The following is a 19,890-nucleotide window of genomic DNA, read 5'->3' on the forward strand; positions in this document are numbered from 1 at the left end:
TCTCTTGAAGGTATCATGATTTTATGCTAAGTTAAAGAAAGAAAAAAGCCCTTGTTTCCGATAAAACAAGAACTTCCTTTGCATAACTATTAACTTCACATAACACCGGGATTACAGTATCCATACAGAAGGGATGCCGATTCAGGTGGTAATGTACGAGGACCGGCTGGAGATCCGTAATCCGGGCGGTATTTACGGCAGACTGAGGGTTGACCAGCTTGGGAAAGTACAGCCTGATACAAGAAATCCAGTGCTTGCATCGGCGCTGGAGATCCTGGAAGTCACAGAGAACAGATATTCAGGGATCCCAACGATGCGCAGGGCATTGGCCGGGGCAGGTCTTCCGGAACCGGTTTTTCAGGACACCAGAGGAAGTTTTCTTGTTGAATTTTATAAGATGAGGGAGGATGGACAAGAACAGCCGGACAGGCTGACAGAAGAAGAGAAATCACTGCTGATTTTCTGCAGGACGCCCCGTACCCGACGGGAGATTTGTGATTATCTGGGACTGTCTTCCACAACCTATGCCATCCAGCGGCATGTGACACCGCTGGTGGAAAAAGGTTTCATCTGCCTGAGCATACCGGAAAAACCCAGCAGTCCCAGGCAGCTGTATTTTACCGCGCGAGTATAATGCTCACCGCTAGTCGTTCAGTGCTTTCTCCGGCAGTCCGGTATGGATCTGCTCCATAAAGTCATGCCAGATATCGACCGGATAGCTGGCGCCGGAGAGGGCGCTCACGCCCCGGGGAGAGTCGAAGCCTACCCACACGCCGGTGGTGTAGTAGGCAGAATAGCCCACGAACCAGCCGTCGATATTGTCATTGGTGGTCCCGGTTTTTCCGGCGGCGGGCATGTCGGAGAGGCCGTGTCCCCGGGCGGTTCCGCGGGTAAGGACTCCCTCCAGGATGTTGGTCATCTCTCTGGCGGCGGACGCCTCATAGACCTGATGTTCATCCCGGTCCGGCTCCACGATCACGTTTCCATCCATATCCGTGATTTTCACAATACAGGTGGGAAGACGGTAGACGCCCTCATTGGCCAGTGTGGCATAGGCGGCCGTCATTTCTACGGTGCTGACCCCGGTGGTGAATCCGCCGAGAGCGGCTGACAGATTGTAATCTTCTGCTTCGATAGAAGAAAAATTCATATCCAGAAGATAGGAAAGGCCCACTTCCGGTGTTAATTCCCGCAGCAGCTTGTGGGCCACCGTATTTTTGGACTGTTCCACTGCGGTACGCAGAGAGATGGCGCCTGCGTAGCTGCCGCCGGAGTTTTCCGGCCCGTCTTCCTCTTTGGAGTCGATCACGGTGGAAGAAGCCGTGTAGCCCCGTTCCAGTGCCGGAGTATAGACAATCAGAGGTTTGATAGCGCTTCCAGGCTGGCGGAAGCTTAAGTAAGCCCGGTTATAGTCTGTAGAAACATCCTCCTGGGAACGGCCGCCCACGATGGCAGCCACCAGACCGGTCTCATTGTCGATACAGACCGCGGCGGACTGTAAAGCATAGGTCCCGTTGGAATTCATGGTGTTGTAAGCTTCCAGCTGCCGGTCGATCGTACTCTGTAAAAGCTCCTGCATATCCATATCGATGGAAGTATAAACACGGTAACCTCCGTTATAGAGTTTCTCTCGGCAGGTGTCATAGTCTTCACCGGTCGCTTCCATCAGAGCGCGGGCGGCGCATTCATAGATGTAGGTATGCGCCCAGGTCCTGGTAAATGATGGACTGGAATTTGTTAATACAATATCTTCAGCAAGCGCTTCTTCGTACTCTTCCTGGGATATCTTCCCATCTTTATACATGTTCTCCAGAATCAGATCCCGCCGTTTCAATGTATTCTCTCCGTTTGTCAGGGGATCATACAGGCTGGGACTGTTGGGAATCGCGCAGAGAAAAGCGGTCTCAGACAGAGTGAGTTCATCCGCGTCTTTGCTGAAATATCCCCGGCTGGCTGCCTGGATGCCATAGTATCCGTTGGCGTAATAGATATTGTTAATATAAAATTCCAGTATTTCATCTTTGGAATATTTATTCTCCAGAGCAATGGCGATAAAGATTTCCTCTACTTTTCTCTCCCATCTCACTGTGTGGGTCAGATAGATATTACGCGCAAGCTGCTGGGTAATCGTGCTTCCTCCCTGAGAAATACTGTTTTTGGAAATTAAAGAAAGAGAAGCGCGGACAATGGCGAAGGGATCAAATCCTCCATGCTTGTAAAACCGTTTGTCCTCGATGCTGACGAAAGCGTCTTTTACCTGCTGCGGGATCTCGTCTGAGGTCAGATATGTGATATTGCGGTCATTGCGCAGAAGAGCGATCAGTTCCCCGTCCGCGTCGTAGACTTCTCCGGACTGATAGTTCCGGAAGTCGTCGATGGAGGAATCCGCTATGACCTCTTTTGCTTCCTTATATAATGAAAATACAGTCTGAATATACCCGGCGCGGAAAAACAGAAATCCGGCGCCGATAAAAAGGCAGAGTACAAAAATCTGGGAGATGCGGAAAAAGACGCTTCCCTTTGTCTGCCTCTTTTTTTTGATATGGTGTTTTTTCACGTTGTCCTCCTTGCGCGGCATGATAAGGATATTATCCTACAAATTGCGGGGAAGTGCAATTCCTAAAAAAGAAATCCCCGGAGCTTTCTGGTCAAAAGTCTTAAAATATAGTATACTGACGTTAAAAAGCGTTAAAGTGTTGGGGATGAAAACAGGAAAGGAGGGTTCTATGAGCTGGAACACAGAAAAAATTTATACAAATGCATCGGAGATCGCAGGATACCTGGGACTGACGGCGGAGGAAGAAAGGCAGATGCAGGAGATCCTGGAACGGTATCCGATGGCAGTGCCGGAGTATTATTTATCGTTGATTGACAGGGAGGATCCGAATGATCCCATTCGCCGTATGTGTATTCCGTCATTGACGGAGACAGATATGTCGGGGGAATTTGACACCAGCGGGGAAGCGGACAATACGGTACAGACGGGGCTGCAGCATAAATATGCCCAGACGGCGCTGATCCTTTCCACAAACCGCTGCGCCATGTACTGCAGACACTGTTTCCGGAAGAGGCTGGTAGGACTGGATGACGCGGAGACTGCCAAGAATTTTGAGGCCATGATGGAATATGTGGCGGAACACAAGGAATTGACCAATGTGCTGGTATCCGGAGGCGATTCCTTTATGATGTCCAACCGGATGATCAAACGGTACCTGGACGCGCTGACCGGGATGGAGCATCTGGACCTGATCCGGTTCGGTACCAGGGTGCCGGTGGTATTTCCGGACCGGATATTGAAGGATCAGGAGCTGCAGGACATTTTCCGTTATTATGCAGATAAAAAACAGATCTATATCGTAAGTCAGTTCAATCACCCCAGAGAACTTACCTGGCAGGCCAGGGAAGTGATTCGTATTTTCCGCAAAATGGGGATCATCTTCAAAAATCAGACGGTATTGTTAAAAGGCGTCAATGATGACCCACAGGTGTTGGGACGGCTCCTGAGGAATCTGACTGCGGCAGGCGTCGTTCCGTACTACATTTTCCAGTGCCGTCCGGTGCGCGGTGTAAAGAACCAGTTCCAGGTGCCTCTGGAACGGGGCGTACGGATCGTGGACGAGGCAAAAAACATGCAGAATGGACAGGGGAAATGCATCCGCTACTGCATGTCCACGCCCAGGGGAAAGATCGAAATCCTGGGAGAACTTCCGGATGGACAGATGCTTTTTAAATTCAATCAGGCCAAGGACGGCACCGACGCGGCGAAGCTTTTTGCAGCGCGTCTGGAGCCGGGGCAGTGCTGGCTTTTCTAAGACTGCGTGATAAAACATAAACCGCTCGCACAATCGTAAATACGAGGTGCGGGCGGTTTTTTGGCGCGCGCCGGCCCGAATGGAAAAAGATGCCGGATGCCCTGATATAAAGAAAATGTTAAACTTTACATGATTGCCGGTAAAATTTAAGAATGTTAATTTTAACTTGGATATATATACCTTTCTGTGGGTACAGTGAAAACCGGAATACAGGGGAGATAGATTTTTCGGGGGAGAGTTATGGGAAATATGGAAAAGGCGCTTTGGAACCTTGCGGACACATGTCTGGAGGCAGGAGAAAGGGAGCGGCCGGAAAAGCAGTGGCTCGGACGTATGTATGACAGATTCCGGGAAGCGAATAGAAGCCTGGGAAAAGCGGAAGCGGACGAGCAGATCTATATGAAAATGTATGCGCAGATTCCGGGGAAACCGTCGGACACTTTGAAGATCCGTTACTGGAGAACCGGGAGACACCTTCCGGTGAGCAGGGAACAGTGTCTGTCTTTTGGAAAAGCACTGGATCTTTCCGAAGAGGAGATGCGGTATCTGATCCAGGGATATTATGACCGGAGCGACCGCGTTTTTGAGACGGAGCAGGAGGGAGGAGCCTATGGACGGAGGATCGGGCTTCTGAACGAGCTGATCCAGGAATATCTGGATAAAGTCCATCCTGTGATCCGCCACCGTCTTTACCGCTCCGGCGCGGATCTGGAACACAGTCTCCGCCATATTTATTATACGGACGCCAGAAGCTATCTGGACGCCAGAGAACCGGATCAGACAGAAGTGAAGCAGCACATTGCCAGCATCAATTATGTATCGGAATTCGGGCGTCAGATGAAGCTTCTGGGAGAGATTCCCAGAAAGACGATGATCCGGCATCTTCTGCTGTTCGCGGTTCCTTTCGTGAGCAGGGAATTGTTAAGCAGCCGCCTGGAGGCGTTTGGGTACCTTCCGCTGCAGGATACGCATACGCAGGTGGACGGGAGCCGTCTGGACCGCCTGATCCTTGGCTTCCTGGAACTGTATGAGGAAAACTGTTCCGGAAAAGATCCGGAAAGCTGCAGCCGGTGGTTCCGGGAAGCATACGGGATCCTGGACCGGTATCTGGAAGAAAGAGGAAATACAAGCCTGAGATTCTTATATTTTAAGGCGCTGAAGGGGAGCGAATAGACGGATGACTTCTTCAAATGATGAATTCTGGGAATGGAGAGAACGGCTGTTTCTTCTGCGCGGGAAATATAAGGATACGCCGCCCGGTTTCCGCAGCGATGAGGAAGCGCTGCGGGAATGGGAGCGTTTTATCCGTGAAAAAGAAGAGTATGCGGCCAGGAACAGGCATCGGATCCAGGCAAGTTACTGCCCTCCGGAAGAGCCTTTTGTGGGACGCGAAGGTTACCTGGAAGAAATACAGCGCCGGTTCCAGGAGTGGGAAAGCCCGGTAGTCCTGTACGGGGTCGGAGGGATCGGCAAGACGGCTCTGGCCAGGGCATATATCCGGAAGCACCGGCAGGATTATGACGCCGTGCTGTTTTTGTCCTGCCAGGCGGACCTCAAGTCGGTGATCTGCGACGACTGCCAGCTCCCGATCGTCAACCTGCAGTATTCCGCGGATAAATATGGAAATAAAAACCGTTACTTTAAGGAAAAGATAAAGGTTCTTCAGGATATTGCCGGAGAAACCAGGCTGCTGCTGGTGTTCGATGACTGCAATATGGACAGGGATGCGAAAATGGCAACGGTATTTTCGCTGCCCTGCCATATTCTTGTCACCACCAGGATGGATCCTTCCGTATGGGGCGCGTACAAGGGGATCCGGATCCGGGAGCTGGAGACAGACAAGGAATGGGCGCAGTTTGTCGGGGCCTATCAGGACAGAAAACTTACCCCGGAAGAGATAAAAGCAATCCTGGAGTACCGGGAACAGGTGAACGGACATACGCTGTTCATGATGATGCGGGTCCGGGGAATAGAGATTCAGGGAGATTTGCTGGATACGGTCGCCAGGGATCTGCTGTCCCGTTTCCGGCTCGGGAAGATGGAAAAGCAGGCGCTCAGGGAGCTGTCAATTATGCCGGTACAAGGAATCTCAAGATCTCTTTACCGGAAAGTCTCCCGGGTGACGGACCGGGCGGTGGACTGCCTTGCGGACCATCTGCTGGTGCGGAGAGAAATGGTATGCGGAGCGGATCAAGAGGATGAAAAAGAGGATGAAATATTGTCTTTGCACCCGCTGATCGCAGAAGCTGCCAGGGCCGTATTTGCGCCGTCTCTGGAGAACTGCCATAAGCTGGTGGATGGTTTTTCACATCTGCTGTACTATACCTGGAACCGGACGTACCTGCAGAACCAGAGAATGGAACCGTATGTGTTCGCTTTGATTTCCGCTTTCCCCAGGCCGCTTCCCTGGCTGGCGCGCCAGCTGGATACGGTGGCTACGTTTTTATGGATCCAGGGATATTATGACGAGGCGGAATCCTGGTACCGGAAAGGGTATGAGGTACTGGAGAAATGTCCGTCTTTTGACAAATTATATTATCAGGCCCGTACCAATGCCTGCAGTAAGATTTCCCGGATCTTCCGGTATCAGGGAGAATATCAAAGTGCGCTGGAACTGATCGAAGAAGCCCTCAGGCACGCAGAAGCGCTCCGGGAGGAATCCGAGAGAGGTGCCTGGTATGATTGGGAAGGAAACTGGGAAGTGCTGTATCACTATGCGCTGTTGGATAAAGCAAAAATCCTGCTCGGCATGGAACGGAATGAAGAGGCGGAGGCGCTGTGCCGGGAGGGACTAGGGTATGTGCGCCGGGTACAGGAAAAAAAGGGCGCGGAGGAGTTCCGTGAAAATGAGTTTAAAAGCGTCCTGGTGGAAGTGCTGGCGGCAAGGGGAGAATTCGGGCAGGCAAAGGAACTGTGCAGGGATATGGTAGAGAAAGCGGAGCGGTACCGGGGCAGGTACTTCAAGGACACGCTGAGCTGCCGGGAACAGCTGGGCGACGTGTGCATGGCAGCCGGGGACTTCCGGGAGGCCGGGGAAGAGTATGAAGCTGTCCGAAGTTTTCTGTGCCGGGAATACCCGTATCAGGAGGAATGGATCAGGCGGATCGATGAAAAATTATCCGGAAGCCGGACAGCCCGGCCGCATATGGCCGGAGAGAACAGGGGGGACAGGATGTGATACGTTTTACGGAGAAAATATCCGGAAAAAAGCTGGGACTTTTTCTGCTGCCGCTGATGTTGTCCGCGGTCTTTCAGCAGATCTATGAACCCGTCAGCGCCGCGGTGGCGGGACGCTACCTGAACGAGGAAGCGGTGGCGGTGATCGGCGCGTGCAGCGGATGGAGCGGCGTGGTGGAATCTCTGTTTGTGCACATGACGACAGGATTCAGCATCTGTATCAACCGGCAGGCCGGGTTAAAGGACAGCGGAAAGATGCGTTCGGTATTTCAGACGGCGGTAAAAATCACGCTTTTTTTGACCTTCGGAAGCATGCTGCTGGCTCTTTTCACAGAGCCTTTTATGGGTCTGGCAAATATTCCGGAATGGATGCGGCCGGAAGCCCGCCGGTACCTTGTATGGCTTTTCCTGGGCGGAGGCTTCTGGGGGATCCAGAACCTTCTGGCCTGCGTCATACAGGGAAAGGGGGAGAGCACGTTCCCTTCCGTTGTGATGATTGCTTCCGCTGTTGCCCAGACCGCGATGTCTGTCGTCCTGCTGGGCATGCTTGGCGTGGGGGTGGAAGGAGTGTCTCTGGCTGTGTTCATCAGTCAGGGCATCAGTTCCCTGCTGCTGTTCCTTTATCTGTGCCTCAGGGACTGGGGAAGGGAACTGATATGTCCCCTGGCCGGAGGAACCCCCGGCATATGGAGGGATATTCTGGAGAGCGGCACAGCGAAATCTATGATGGGGATTATGACCAACATCGGGTATATGGCGGTGCAGCGCTGCGTGAATCTGTATTCTGTGGATGTGATCGCCGGATATACATACGCGATGTCTTTGATGAATCTGTTTATGCAGCCGTTATGCGCGTATGCGATTGCCGCGAATATCATGTCCGCGCAGAACGTGGGCAGCGGGAGCCCGGAGATGGCGTTTTATTATAATCGGAAGATGACGGTGCACAGCCTGTACTGGTGCGCGGGCTATGTACTGCTGGCGCCGGTGTGGGTTCCGTCCCTGATGCGCCTTCTGGCCGGGCCAGGGGTATCTCCTGGCCTTCTTCAGGCCGGGAACAGCTGGCTGTATGTGGCGGTGGCCTCTTACCCGTTCCTGGTGGTCCTGATGATCGGAAGGAACGCCCTGCAGGGGATGGGATATTATAAAGTGCTTTTGCTGCTGGGCTTTCTGGAAATGGCGGCGCGGTTTTTCTCGGCGTGGGTACTGGTCCCGCTGATGGGATATACGGCGGTCTGCCTCAATACGGCGCTGGTCTGGGGACTGCCGGGACTCACCGCGCTGTGGCTTTACCGGAAGAGAATGAAAGAGGCATGGAGGGATGCTTATGGGGAAGAACGAGTATTTGGACGGTGAAAATCTGGAATGGCAGGAGCGCCTGTTCCGCCTTCGGAAAAAATACAGGGAGACGCCCCCGGGATTCCGGGAAGCGGAGGAAGAAGAAAAAAGCCTGCGCGACCTTCGCCGGATCAGAAAAGAGTATGAAGAGCGGAAAAAATACCGGATCCGTTCCGGATACCGGGCTTTGCAGGAGTGTTTTGTGGGAAGGGAGCGTTACCTGACGCGGATCGAGGAGATCCTGGCGGAAAAATCCGGGCCGGCGGTTCTGTATGGAATCGGGGGGATCGGCAAAACCGCGATCGCCAGGGCATATGTCCGCCGCCATCAGGAAGAGTATGATTCCGTGCTTTTCCTGTCCTGCGACATCGGCTTTTCTCCGCTGTTCTGCGACGATATCCGCGTGGCGGTCTCCAACCTGCATTATTCCAAAGATAAATACGGGAGCAAGAAGCAGTATTTTAAAGAAAAAATGAAAGCTCTGACGGAGATTGGGGAAGAATCCAGATTTCTGCTGGTGCTGGACGACTGCAACCGGGAAGCAGATCCGTACATGGAACAGATCTTTGCCCTGCCCTGCGATATTCTGGTCACGACCCGGGTCGATCCTGCCATGTGGGGAGTGGCCGGCGGGATCCCGGTGACGGAACTGGAACCGGGCCGGGAATGGGAAGAGTTTGTCCGGGCGTACCGGGGATCGGAGCCGACGCAGGAGGAATGGAAAGAATATCGGGAATACCGGGAGAGGATCGGCGGGCATACGCTGCTTATGATGCTGAAGCTGCACGGCGTGGAGCCGGGAAAAGACGCATCCGGCACGATGGAGATGATCGCCAAGGATATGTTCCGCAGATTCCCTCTGAAAAAATGGGAAAAACAGGCGCTCCGGGAACTGTCCCTGATGCCGGTGCAGGGGATTTCAGAAGATTTGTATTATCAGGTATCGGGAATGGCTCCCGGGGCAGTGGAACGGCTGGAAGACCGTCTGCTGATACGGCGGGAGGAGAAAGAGGGGAAATATGTGCTTTCGCTCCATCCGATCATCGCAAAAGCGGCCCGCGACGTGTTTGTACCTACCCAGACAAACTGCAGAATGCTTCTGCATGGATTCTATAAGATCGCGCGCAATTCCTGGAACAGGACCTATCTGGAAAACCAGGAGATCGAGCCGTATATATTTGCTTTCCTGAACGCTTTTTCGGCGCCGAAACCGTGGCTGTTCAGAGAATACGGCGCGTTTATCGCATGGCTGTGGATCCAGGGATATTTTGAAGAGGCGGAAAAATGCTGCAGGAGCCTGGTCTGTCAGATGGAAGCCTGTTACGGCGCTGTACATCAGGCGACCGGGGAAACCTATCTGTGGATGGCCGCCGTCTATTATAATTCCATGAATTTTGAGAAAGCGGACGTCTGGTATGAGAAAGGCTTTCAGAGCCTGAACGCCTGCAGGCCGTTTGACGACCGGTATTTTAATACCCTCGGCACTTCCTACGCCAAACTTTCCCGATCCGCGCGCTACAGAGGAGATCTGGAGCTGGCGCTTGACCTGGCGGATGAGGCGCTGAAGATCGGCAGGAAATACTGGGATCTCTGTGAAGAAAGGGGCGTCTGGTACGAGGAGAGTGACGCCCAGAATACCTGGTGCCACTGGCTTTTGAACAAGGCGAGGATCCTGTACGACATGGGAAGGCTGCAGGAAGCCTGGGAACTGGGGCATCAGGCATGGAAGGGAGTCTGGGACGAGGTGCAGGAAGGCAAGAACTATGGCTACGAACTGGTGGAATTTGAACGTTTTCTGGTAAAAGCGCTGATGGCGCTGGAAGATTACGGACGGGCTGAGGAAGTCGCGGAAGAGATGCTGAAGACCGCGCTGGCTTACCGGATGGAGGGATCGAAGGAGGTATTAAGCTGCCGGGAGCAGATGGCGGACCTGTATCTGAAAATGGGCGATGAAAAGAAAGCGGCCGGATTGTACGGGGAGATCATACAGAAGCTGATGGAAGATTTTCCATATCAAAAAGACTGGATCCGGAAAATACAGTCCAAATGGAAGGCGGCGGGCGGAAATGTTAAAGTTCACCTTATTGACGAAGAATAGAGAAATCGTTAATGTACAAAAATACAGAGTCAGGAGGGTGAATGATGATCGGGATTGACCTGGGAACTACTTTTTCAGCGGCGGCGTATCTGGATCCGGACGGGAACCCGCAGCTTGTAAGCAACAGCAGGGGGGCGCGTCTGACTCCTTCGGTAGTGATGGAAGAGGACGACGGCACGGTCGTCGTGGGGGAAGATGCCAGAGAGTCCATGGTGTTGATGGGAGACGCGGTCGTTTCCACGGTAAAAGATTATATGGGTACGGACAGAAAGTTTGTTCTTCCTTCAGGAACGGCTTATACTCCGGAGCAGGTGTCGGCGCTGATACTGAAAAAAATTGTGAAAGACGCCGAGGAATTTCTCGGAGAAGAGATTCGGCAGGCAGTGGTTACAGTGCCTGCCTATTTTAATGACGCGCAGAGGCAGGCCACAAAGGATGCGGGAAGGATGGCGGGACTCGATGTGGCCTGTATGCCCAACGAGCCCACGGCCGCCGCGCTCTACTATGCATGGAGCAGCCGTATGGAGAAGGGACGCATCCTGGTCTACGATCTGGGCGGAGGGACCTTCGACGCTTCCATCGTGGAGATCTGCGGGAAACAGGCGGAGGTGGTGGCCACCGGAGGGATCCGCAAACTGGGCGGGCATTTTTTCGACCAGCTGATCCTGAATTATGCGGCGGATTACCTTCTGGAGAAATACGGTCTGGATGTGTACGACGACGAATATATCGACGAACTGCAGGAACTGAGCCTGAAAGCGGAGAACTGCAAAATCCAGTTGAGCAGCAGGACTTCCGCCCAGATGGTCATCAAGATCGGGAAGGTACGTGAAAAGCTGGAGATTACCCGAGCGCAGTTTGAAAAGATGATCGCAGGATTTTACGGGCGGACGGAGAGCACGGTGCGGATGGTGCTCCAGGATGCCGGGATGAGCTGGAAAGATATCGACAAACTTCTCCTGGTGGGCGGATCCAGCAAGATTCCGTATATCGCGGAGCGGCTCCGGGAATTTTCCGGGATGGAGCCTTCCCATGAGACGAATCCGGACGAGGCGGTGGCGCTGGGAGCGGCGCTCTATGCTTCCGGATTGTTTGAAAAGGTCCAGGATGTGTGTTCCCACAGCCTGGGGATCGTGTCCCGCAGAGGAGCCGGAGCGGAGAAATACAACAGTGTGATCATTCCCAGAAATACGGCGCTTCCTGCCCGGATGTCCAGGGACTATTATACAGGGACGAACGATATGAAAAAGATCTGCCTGGAGATCACGGAGGGGGAGGACGAGGACCTGGATTATGTGAGCATCCTGGCCGGGATTGAGATCCTCCTGCCGCCGGGGATTCCCAGGAACACCAGGGTGACGGTGGAAATGTTCCTGAACCAGAACCAGCTTCTGCACGTATACGCCAGGATCCATGCGGAGCCGGAGATCTATAAAGAGATCGAGATTCCCCGCAGCAGCAACCTGGACGAGTCGGAGATCGCGGAGCAGACGACGCTTCTGGAACGGATCGTGGTGCAGTAGGCGGGAGGAGAGCCGGGGATGGAAAAGGATTTTGAAGAACTGGTAAAGGAATACCAGAGAGAAAAAGAAGCAGGAGCAGAGGCGGGACGGATGACGGAGCTGCTCCGGGAAATTATGGAGATTTCCTACGACGGACGGCTGATGTACGAGCTGGCGCTGTGGTACTGGAAAGACGGATACCCTGCCAGGGCGAAAAGAACCTGTAAACAGATCCGCCAGTTTTTCCGGGAAGGCGAGTGGGCGGACCGGGCAGGAGAGACGCTGAGCCTCCTGGACGGGGACGAGGATCTGCCGGAAATACTGGAAAAAACGTGGCTGTCCGGAGAAACTGCGGCAGAAGACGCCGAAAAAGAAAAGGAGGCGCCGCGTCCGGAGAAAAACGGAAGCGGTCCGCAGATCCCGCCGGTGATCGAAGAGGCGTTCCGGGGCATGGTAGGAATGGAATCCGTGAAAAAGGAGCTGGTGAGCTTCTATAATATCGCCCGCCTGGAAAAACTCAGGGAAGAGCAGCTGGGAATCTCCGGAAACGAAAGCCGTTCTTATAATTTTGTCCTTTATGGGAACCCGGGTACCGGAAAGACCACGGTCGCCCGGATTATAGGGAAAGTGCTCTACGCGCTGGGGATCCGGGAGAAAGACGCGTTTATGGAAGTGGACCGCGGGAAACTGGTCAGTGAGTACGTGGGGCAGACGGCCAAAAACGTACAGAAGGCGCTTGCGGAGATCCGGGGCGGCACGCTGTTTATCGACGAAGCCTACAGTCTGTATAAAAAGGATGACGCCAAAGATTTCGGGCAGGAGGCCATCGATACCCTGTTAAAGGATATGGAAGACCACCGCAGCGAATATTCGGTGATCCTGGCAGGATACCGGGGACCCATGACCGAGATGCTGAACCATGCCAACCCGGGCTTCCGTTCCCGGTTCACTTACCATATTGTGATCCCGGATTATTCCGATGAAGAGCTTCTTGAGATTGCCCGCAGCGTGGCGGGAAGCCATCATTACATAATAGAAGAAAAAGGTTATGAAGCGCTGAAAAAGCGGATCGACCGGGAACGGATCGACGAGACGTTCGGGAATGCCCGTTTTATCCGCGAGGTGATCAACGACGCAGAGAAAAACCTGGCGGACCGACTGGTAAAAATGGGGCATTTTGAACAGGCGGACCTGACGGTACTGAAAGCGGAGGACATATTCCCGGAAGAGGATCAGGGCAAAGACCTGAAAGAACTGCTGGCGGAACTGGACGGGCTGACAGGACTTGCGGAAGTGAAGAAAAGCGTATCCGAAATGCTGGATAAGATCGCAGTCGGCAAGGAGGCCGAACGGCGGGGGATCCAGGGAGACTTCGGCATGGGGAGCCTCCATATGGCGTTCAAGGGCAATGCCGGGACGGGCAAGACCACGGTGGCGCGTCTGCTGGGGAAGATCCTGGCCGAGATGGGCGTTCTGAAGCGGGGAGACGTATTTATAGAGACGACGCGGGCGGATCTGGTGGGACAGTACCAGGGGCATACGGCGGCGAAAGTCAAAGAGACAGTGCGTTCGGCGCTGGGCGGGGTGCTCTTTATCGACGAGGCGTACGCGCTGGTGAAGGATGAGTCGGACAGCTTCGGCAGGGAAGCGGTGGACACATTGGTGGCGGAGATGGAGAACCACCGGGACGCGCTGGTAGTGATTCTGGCGGGATATACCGGAGATATCGACCGGTTCCTGGCGGAAAATCAGGGACTCAGGAGCCGGGTGACCAGGGACCTCTTTTTTGCCGATTACACGGCGGAGGAGATGACGGAGATCTTCTGCTCGCTGGCGAAGAAAGGAGGGATCCGGATCCCCGAGGACGTTCTGCCCTCCATCCGCAGATGCCTGGAAGAAAAGGCGTCCGCGCCGGATTTTGGCAACGGACGCGGGGTTCGCAACGTATTTGAGGCAGCGTGCCGGAGAAAAGACAGCAGGATCGCGGCCCGGATGCGGGAGGGAGCGGTCCTGGCGGACGAGGATTTTGTGACATTCACAGAAGAAGATATGCTTGTATAGGAGGGAAAAAGAATGAGCGATGTGAGAAACCTGTGCATGGAACTGCTGGCAGTGGAGGAGAAATGGAGAACGCTGGCAGGAACGAGTAAAAAGAAGCTTCCGGATCTGGGCTCGGCCCACGCGAATATACAGAAGGCGAACCGGAGCAAACTCATCAAATGGATATTCGTGGCGGCGATCCTGGCGGTGGCTTTTCTGGTCGTGAAGCCGATGCTGCCTGTGGCAGGAGAGGACGACAGCTTTGAGATGACTTTTTTCGCGGGGATCTGTAAGTTTGGATTCTGGTTTATTCTGCTCTGCGCCCTGGGACTTGTTCTGTGGCTGGGCGGAATCTACGGCAAAGTAGACGAGACGGACAAAAAGGCCGACCGTACTTACGCGGAGAATAAACGTTTCAACGAAAAACTGGACGCGGATCTGGCAAAAGCGAAGGAGGATCATGCCCGGATCCTTCAGATGCTGCGCACGGAGGGACAGAAAGGGTATTTCTATGACATCCCGTTTGATCCGGCGGCCACATACAAGACGTTCAGGGACGGCGTGGAATTTTACAGTTCTGAGATGGGCAACAGTTTCATCGGAGGCCCGCCGGTGATCTATAAATATCATGAGAATTGGCCGGTCCGCCTGGACGGGTTCCATCCGGGAAAAAGCTGCAAGATCAAAGAGGCGATGGACGTCCTCACGGACAAGGATTATGTAAAGATCTGTCCTGACAGGAAATGGATCCGGGAGAACCAGGAAAAAGAGTGCGTCCTGTTCGGTATGTGGGATATGTATCAAGAACCCCTGAAGGACAGGAAAATATTTAAACTGGGGAACCTGGACTTGAATCAGGCGATAAAGACAGCGGTGAGGACCATGTCGGACGCGGCCAGATTTTTAAGCTCCGGGATCGACGCGTACGACCCGTTCATCCCCCAGCGGATTCCCCGCTCCCAGGTGAAGGACGACAGGAATGAAACGCTGGAAAAAGAAAGGCAGGATTACCACTACGGGATAGTGGACGAGGAGGATTTTGAGCATCTGCATTATGCGTACACTTTTTTGCTGATAGAAAAGGGATACCTGGTTATCTGCAACGGAAAGCTGGTATGCGCCGCTCTGTCCAACCATCCGGTGGGCTCGCTGCTTATGGAGTTTAACATCGGAAAAGGACAGTACAAACGGTGGGCAGATTACCATGGATACCTGGCAAAGGTGGATACAAGCGGCAAGCAGGCCAGCCCGGATATGGCGTCCACGATCGATTATCTGACAAAATACTGCGGGAGTTATTTCCCGGCATTTGATCCGTTTATGAAGAAGCCGGAGGGGATGCCGGACAGTCTGTTCCGTCTCCTGATGGCCGGATGGTATCGGGCTTCGCAGAATAAGAAATAGATAACAGGAGGAAACGCAGATGGGAAGAGTGACAGGACTGGGAGCCAGGCTGATCTTCGGCTCCCTGCTGGTGTATATTTTTGTGAGTTTTCTGGGGGCGTCGGGTCCTTTTGGAGGGATGGCCGGGATGCTGGTCTCCAGGTTCCCGTTCCACAGGCAGATTGCGGAGGCGTTTGCGGAAGGACTGGGGTATGATATCAGCATGATCCCGGCGGTGTATTCCTCTATCGTGGACGACCTGATCGTGCTTCTTCTGTCGGTGGCGCTGTCGGGAGGCATTTCCACAACGCTGGGACATATCTTCAGCCCTGACGGAAAAGTGGGAATACAGGGGATGGCAGTGTCCGCGCTGTCCCTGGTCGTGACGGTGTGCGTGGCCAGCTTCCTTTTCGGCGGCATTGTGCAGTGGATGAACCAGAGCCTGGGCGGAAGGCTTCTGCTTCCGGTACTGAAAGTGCTGATCCTGGTAGTTTCAGCCCTGGTCTTCATCGCGTTCGTACAGGCATGCGCCGGACTGGCGAGAGGGGAGGTCGGACTTGGCCTCCTGGGTTTTTTTGCCATCCGGTCGGTCATAGAGACAGTGGTGGCGGATGTGGCGGCTGTCTACATCATACTGACGATCCTGAACCGGGCCGGAGCGGTGGCAGGAACCTTCACGGCGGTTTATATTGTGGCGACGCTTGTGCTGTTTGTGGTCGGAAACCTGGGCAGGGCAGCGTCCTGAACGGACTGTGAAAATAACTGAAAAGGAGAAGAAAGCATATGGGCGACAGAGACGACGGTATTCTGCTGGACGAGGCGCAGGGGCAGGAACAAGAACAGGACGAATCTTTGATGGATCTTCTGGGACTGGAGGATGATTCAGAAAACATTGAGCTGATGAAGGGCGCGGCGGAACAGGGAAAGGAAGAAGGCATCCTGAACCTGGGGATCGCATATCTGCACGGCAAAGGGGTAGAGCAGGACTTCGCGGAAGCATGCTACTGGTTTGAACAGAGCAGGGACGCCATGGCGATGGTGCAGATCGCGGAAATATATGATAAAGAAGGCAGCAAAGAGCTGGCTGTGGAATATTACCGGCGAGCCGTATCCGCGCCGGAAGACAGGTTCGGGGGCTTCCGTGCTTCCGCCTGCATCAACCTGGCGCTGAAGCTTTGCGCGGAAGACCCGGAAGAAGCTGATCGGTATCTGCGCCAGGCGGCGGATCTGGGAGTGCCGGAGGATTATCAGCAGATCGCCTGCAAACTTGCAGGGATTCTTGGAGGCGTGTTCGCGAAGCAGGAAAATCTGGAGAAAGCGCTGGAATGGCTCCGTTTCTCGGCGGACGGCTGCGAGGACACGGGCGTGAAGAAGCAGCTGACAGCGGTCTGCAGAGAGGTGCTGAGAGAGGGACCGGGCAGCAGCCTTTATAAAGAAGCGCTGGAAGGGATGGAGCATCTGGCGGATGGAGGCGACCAGCTGGCCATGATGACGGTTTTCCAGTACTGGGATAAAAATACAGATCTGCCCCAGAGCGCCGCGAAATATAAAGAGTGGCTGGTGAAAGCCGCCGATTTTGGGGTGGAATACGCGCAGTTCCTCCTGGTGCAGGAATATCTGGGGACCGGAAGACGGCGGACTGACATTCCGGAGGATATCGGGCTGGCAAGAAAATATTTTGACAGGTGCAAGGTGTGGATCGGGACCGTGGAGAACGGCGGTGAAATCGTCGCTCGTTTTGAGGCGGCGATCCGGGCGAAAGAGCAGGGCGCGTCAGCCGGGAACAAAGCAGGATCGGAGGACGCTGTACCGGAGAGAATTCTGGAGCAGGAAGAAGCGGAAGAGATTGTCGAACGTATGAGCAGGACCGGAGAGACGGTGTTGGTGATCCCCGAGGGCGTGACAGGTATCGGCGTCCGCGCGTTTGACAGCAGAGCTTCAAAAAAGCTGAAATATACAAAAAATATTGAATCTATACGCTTCCCGGATTCCGTGAGAGAGATCGACACATGGGCTTTTGCGTGCATGGATTCGCTCAAAGAGATCACGCTGCCGCCGCGCCTTAAGTATCTGGGCAAGGATGCTTTTTCCGGTGATTGGGTGAATTTTATCAATTTATGGGTGCGCGACAAACGGACGTTCCAGTGCATCGAGATCCCTGCATGCACAGAATTGGAAGAGGACGCCCTCTTTGGAATCCACCGGATCATGACGCTGAGATTCCTGGAGGGAAGAAAGGTGCTGGACTGGAAATTTCTGGGAGACAAAACGTGGATCGGAGAGGTGATCGTGCCGGATTCGGTAGAAAAAATGATTCCTTTTGAGCCCAGCTACAGAAAGATCCGGATTGAGAAGTTTTCCCTGCCGTCAAAGCTTAAGGATCAGTTCCAGGAATGTATCGGGAAATACTGCCCTAAAGCCCGGGCAGAGTTTCGGTAGGCTGCGGGCAGGGAGCCGGAAGGAGGAAGCATGAGAGAGGAAGAACTGTTATACAGCGCTCCGGTGGAAGAAGAGCAGCCTGCCCTGGATGAACTGGAGATTGAAAAGACGGCGCGCCGCTACCAGACAGGAGACGGCGTGGAGAAGGATCTGGACGAGGCCCTGCGGTGGTACAGGAAGAGCAAAAGCTCCCTGGCCCGGTACGCGTCGGCCCTGATTTGGCAGGAAAAAAGGGCATACAAAGAGGCAGAGCAGGAACTGCTGAAAGGCCTGGAGGCGGAAGAAGGCGACGCTATCCCGTTTATCCAGATGGAACTTGGCAAACTGTACCTGAGCGGACAGATTTCAGGCACGCCAGACTACAGCCTCGCCATCCGCTATCTGGAAGAGGGCCTCAGGGGAGAACCCGCTTATGGAAAGCTCTGCGCGGGTCTTTTGGGACTGGCGTATGAGAAAGCAGGGAGAACGATCCAGGCGATCCACTGGTACAAGACCGCCGTCCGGGACTTCGGACGGGAAGAATACCGGGAGAACCTGTACCGCCTGTATCTGACCGGAGCGGCAGGCGCGCAGATGAAGCGTGTGGCGGAAGAGGCCCTGGGGAAAGAGGTGCGGTAGATGGCGGAAAGGACGGAAATGGCACAGGGAGTGCTGGAACGGTATGGGATCGACTCATCCCTGCCGGACAGCCAGGCCTTGACGCTGCTGGAAAAAGAACATCAAAAGCTTCTGAGAAAACTGAACCATGTCTTCGGAAACGCCGTAAAGGAGCAGGAACTGGAACAGGAACTGGACGTCCTGGAGACGGCGATGGAAGAGCTGGAACGCGCGGGAGGCAGAAAACTGTCTCTGGACGATGTGGAGCTGGAGACGAAGAGCCTGTCCCAGACGCAGATTGAATTTGACGAGAACGCGCAGACCGAGGAGGAGGCGATCGCTGAGATGATGGAGATCCGCCGCCTGGAGAAACAGATAAGGAAAGACCAGGGAAAGAATATAGAAGTCAGCTTCCGGGGAATCCTGAAGCTTTTGGATTACTATAAACGGAAGGGCAGCTTTCTGGGAAGAGAAAAATGGCTTGCCTATGCGGTTGAGTGGTTCCATTATCCTCAGCACACCAACGAGATGTACGACCTGCAGCGGACCAGGACGGACGGCCTGGCGGACCCGGAGAAATGCCGCTACTGGATGCGCCGGGCGGCGCAGACCGGACACAAGGACGCCTGTTTTGAGATGGGAAAAGAGTGCATGAAGGAGGGAAGCCCTTCCTTTGACCTGAAACAGGCCGCAGTATATTTTGCGAAAGCTGCGGACCGGGAGCATCCGCAGGCGTATCTGTACGCGTTCACGGCGTTTTATAAACTGGGAGATTACAACAGGGCGGAGACCTGCCTCAAGGCGGCGGACAAGATCGGCGTGCCGGGAGCGGCGTACCGCCTGGGCGTGGTCTACGATGTGGACGAGAACAGTTATGGGCAGAGAAACCCGGAGGAAGCGCTTGCCTGGTATGAAAAAGCGTACCGGCAGAGCCCGGACGGGGATGTGTGCTACGGGCTGGGCGTCCTGTACGATGAGTTCGGAAGAACGCGGGAGGCGGAGGAGGTCCTGCAGCGCGGGATCCGGGAATACCGGTCAGAAGACTGCGAAGAAGCCTGGGAAGACCAGAAAGGACGTGCAGAAAACGCAGGATCCGGGGAAGAACCGGAGGAAGAGCCGGAAGCGGCGTCATGGGAAGGAGAGCCTGAGAAAGAACCGGAGGAAACGTCATGGAAAGCGGAGTCGGAAGAAGAGATGGAATCGTTGATATCCCCGAAAAGGGATTCCAGGCAGGATCTGATCCGGCAGGCTACGGCTCTTTATGAGCAGGGAAACTACAGCAGGGCGGCGCTGGTATTTCTGAAGCTGAAAGGCGAGTATGAGCTGGAAGGGGAATACCGGGCCGCGCTGTGCTATCTGGCGGATAAGAAGAGCCGATTCAGCAGAGGGCTTGCAAAGACCTGGCTGAAGGCGCTGGCGAAGGAAGATTATAAGGATGCCGGGGATATCTACGAAAGAGAATTTGGCGCTCTGAAGCGGAAGAAATAAATCAAGGACGGTCAAG

General features: G+C 54.2%; 14 protein-coding genes. 13 read left to right on the forward strand and 1 reads right to left on the reverse strand.

What is annotated here, in order from left to right; translation table 11 throughout:
- Positions 1–133: 133 nt before the first annotated feature.
- Positions 134–634 (forward strand): ATP-binding protein, encoded by a 501-nt coding sequence (locus tag B5F29_RS00005; RefSeq protein ID WP_087152631.1) that lies wholly within the window; start codon positions 134–136, stop codon positions 632–634.
- A gap of 9 nt (positions 635–643) precedes the next feature.
- Here the strand turns inward: B5F29_RS00005 and B5F29_RS00010 are convergent, their stop codons facing one another.
- Positions 644–2,557: a transglycosylase domain-containing protein gene (locus B5F29_RS00010; RefSeq protein WP_162608315.1), complete on the reverse strand. Its 1,914-nt coding sequence runs from the start codon at positions 2,555–2,557 to the stop codon at positions 644–646.
- 169 nt (positions 2,558–2,726) lie between these two features.
- Here B5F29_RS00010 and B5F29_RS00015 point away from each other — a divergent pair, with 169 nt between their 5' ends.
- The 12 genes from B5F29_RS00015 to B5F29_RS00070 all read left to right on the forward strand — a co-directional run bounded on the left by B5F29_RS00015 (position 2,727) and on the right by B5F29_RS00070 (position 19,874).
- Positions 2,727–3,812, forward strand: coding sequence for a KamA family radical SAM protein (locus B5F29_RS00015; RefSeq protein ID WP_087152633.1), 1,086 nt, complete (start codon positions 2,727–2,729; stop codon positions 3,810–3,812).
- A gap of 240 nt (positions 3,813–4,052) precedes the next feature.
- The gene (locus B5F29_RS00020) at positions 4,053–4,985 is read left to right on the forward strand and encodes a hypothetical protein (protein WP_087152634.1); all 933 of its coding nucleotides are present in this window, start codon (positions 4,053–4,055) and stop codon (positions 4,983–4,985) included.
- Positions 4,986–4,989: 4 nt separating this feature from the next.
- Positions 4,990–6,990 (forward strand): NB-ARC domain-containing protein, encoded by a 2,001-nt coding sequence (locus B5F29_RS00025; protein ID WP_087152635.1) that lies wholly within the window; start codon positions 4,990–4,992, stop codon positions 6,988–6,990.
- Positions 6,987–8,345, forward strand: coding sequence for an MATE family efflux transporter (locus B5F29_RS00030; RefSeq protein WP_087152636.1), 1,359 nt, complete (start codon positions 6,987–6,989; stop codon positions 8,343–8,345). Before B5F29_RS00025 ends, B5F29_RS00030 begins: the two co-directional genes overlap by 4 nt.
- Positions 8,317–10,425 (forward strand): tetratricopeptide repeat protein, encoded by a 2,109-nt coding sequence (locus B5F29_RS00035; protein WP_162608316.1) that lies wholly within the window; start codon positions 8,317–8,319, stop codon positions 10,423–10,425. Before B5F29_RS00030 ends, B5F29_RS00035 begins: the two co-directional genes overlap by 29 nt.
- A gap of 44 nt (positions 10,426–10,469) precedes the next feature.
- Positions 10,470–11,948, forward strand: a complete 1,479-nt coding sequence (locus B5F29_RS00040; protein ID WP_162608317.1) for an Hsp70 family protein — start codon at positions 10,470–10,472, stop codon at positions 11,946–11,948.
- A gap of 18 nt (positions 11,949–11,966) precedes the next feature.
- Positions 11,967–13,988, forward strand: a complete 2,022-nt coding sequence (locus tag B5F29_RS00045; protein ID WP_087152639.1) for an AAA family ATPase — start codon at positions 11,967–11,969, stop codon at positions 13,986–13,988.
- 12 nt (positions 13,989–14,000) lie between these two features.
- Positions 14,001–15,371 carry a hypothetical protein gene (locus B5F29_RS00050; RefSeq protein ID WP_087152640.1) on the forward strand — a complete coding sequence of 457 codons (1,371 nt, stop codon included), beginning with the start codon at positions 14,001–14,003 and terminating at the stop codon, positions 15,369–15,371.
- A gap of 19 nt (positions 15,372–15,390) precedes the next feature.
- Entirely contained in the window at positions 15,391–16,095 is a 705-nt protein-coding gene (locus B5F29_RS00055) for a hypothetical protein (RefSeq protein WP_087152641.1), read from the forward strand.
- Between the two features lie 38 nt (positions 16,096–16,133).
- Positions 16,134–17,789 (forward strand): leucine-rich repeat protein, encoded by a 1,656-nt coding sequence (locus tag B5F29_RS00060; RefSeq protein ID WP_087152642.1) that lies wholly within the window; start codon positions 16,134–16,136, stop codon positions 17,787–17,789.
- Positions 17,790–17,819: 30 nt separating this feature from the next.
- Positions 17,820–18,407 carry a tetratricopeptide repeat protein gene (locus tag B5F29_RS00065; RefSeq protein WP_087152643.1) on the forward strand — a complete coding sequence of 196 codons (588 nt, stop codon included), beginning with the start codon at positions 17,820–17,822 and terminating at the stop codon, positions 18,405–18,407.
- Positions 18,408–19,874 (forward strand): tetratricopeptide repeat protein, encoded by a 1,467-nt coding sequence (locus B5F29_RS00070; protein ID WP_087152644.1) that lies wholly within the window; start codon positions 18,408–18,410, stop codon positions 19,872–19,874.
- Positions 19,875–19,890: the final 16 nt, after the last annotated feature.

It is taken from the genome of Lachnoclostridium sp. An196 (genome assembly GCF_002160135.1).
Classification (GTDB): Bacteria; Bacillota; Clostridia; order Lachnospirales; family Lachnospiraceae; genus Hominiventricola; species Hominiventricola avistercoris.

Bases quoted from the DNA above. Each gene is read 5' to 3' on its own strand.
- B5F29_RS00060 (WP_087152642.1), top strand. From the start codon at position 16,134: ATGGGCGACAGAGACGACGGTATTCTGCTGGACGAGGCGCAGGGGCAG.
- B5F29_RS00040 (WP_162608317.1), top strand. From the start codon at position 10,470: ATGATCGGGATTGACCTGGGAACTACTTTTTCAGCGGCGGCGTATCTG.
- B5F29_RS00035 (WP_162608316.1), top strand. From the start codon at position 8,317: ATGGGGAAGAACGAGTATTTGGACGGTGAAAATCTGGAATGGCAGGAG.
- B5F29_RS00055 (WP_087152641.1), top strand. From the start codon at position 15,391: ATGGGAAGAGTGACAGGACTGGGAGCCAGGCTGATCTTCGGCTCCCTG.
- B5F29_RS00025 (WP_087152635.1), top strand. From the start codon at position 4,990: ATGACTTCTTCAAATGATGAATTCTGGGAATGGAGAGAACGGCTGTTT.
- B5F29_RS00050 (WP_087152640.1), top strand. From the start codon at position 14,001: ATGAGCGATGTGAGAAACCTGTGCATGGAACTGCTGGCAGTGGAGGAG.
- B5F29_RS00070 (WP_087152644.1), top strand. From the start codon at position 18,408: ATGGCGGAAAGGACGGAAATGGCACAGGGAGTGCTGGAACGGTATGGG.
- B5F29_RS00045 (WP_087152639.1), top strand. From the start codon at position 11,967: ATGGAAAAGGATTTTGAAGAACTGGTAAAGGAATACCAGAGAGAAAAA.
- B5F29_RS00065 (WP_087152643.1), top strand. From the start codon at position 17,820: ATGAGAGAGGAAGAACTGTTATACAGCGCTCCGGTGGAAGAAGAGCAG.
- B5F29_RS00020 (WP_087152634.1), top strand. From the start codon at position 4,053: ATGGGAAATATGGAAAAGGCGCTTTGGAACCTTGCGGACACATGTCTG.
- B5F29_RS00015 (WP_087152633.1), top strand. From the start codon at position 2,727: ATGAGCTGGAACACAGAAAAAATTTATACAAATGCATCGGAGATCGCA.
- B5F29_RS00005 (WP_087152631.1), top strand. From the start codon at position 134: ATGCCGATTCAGGTGGTAATGTACGAGGACCGGCTGGAGATCCGTAAT.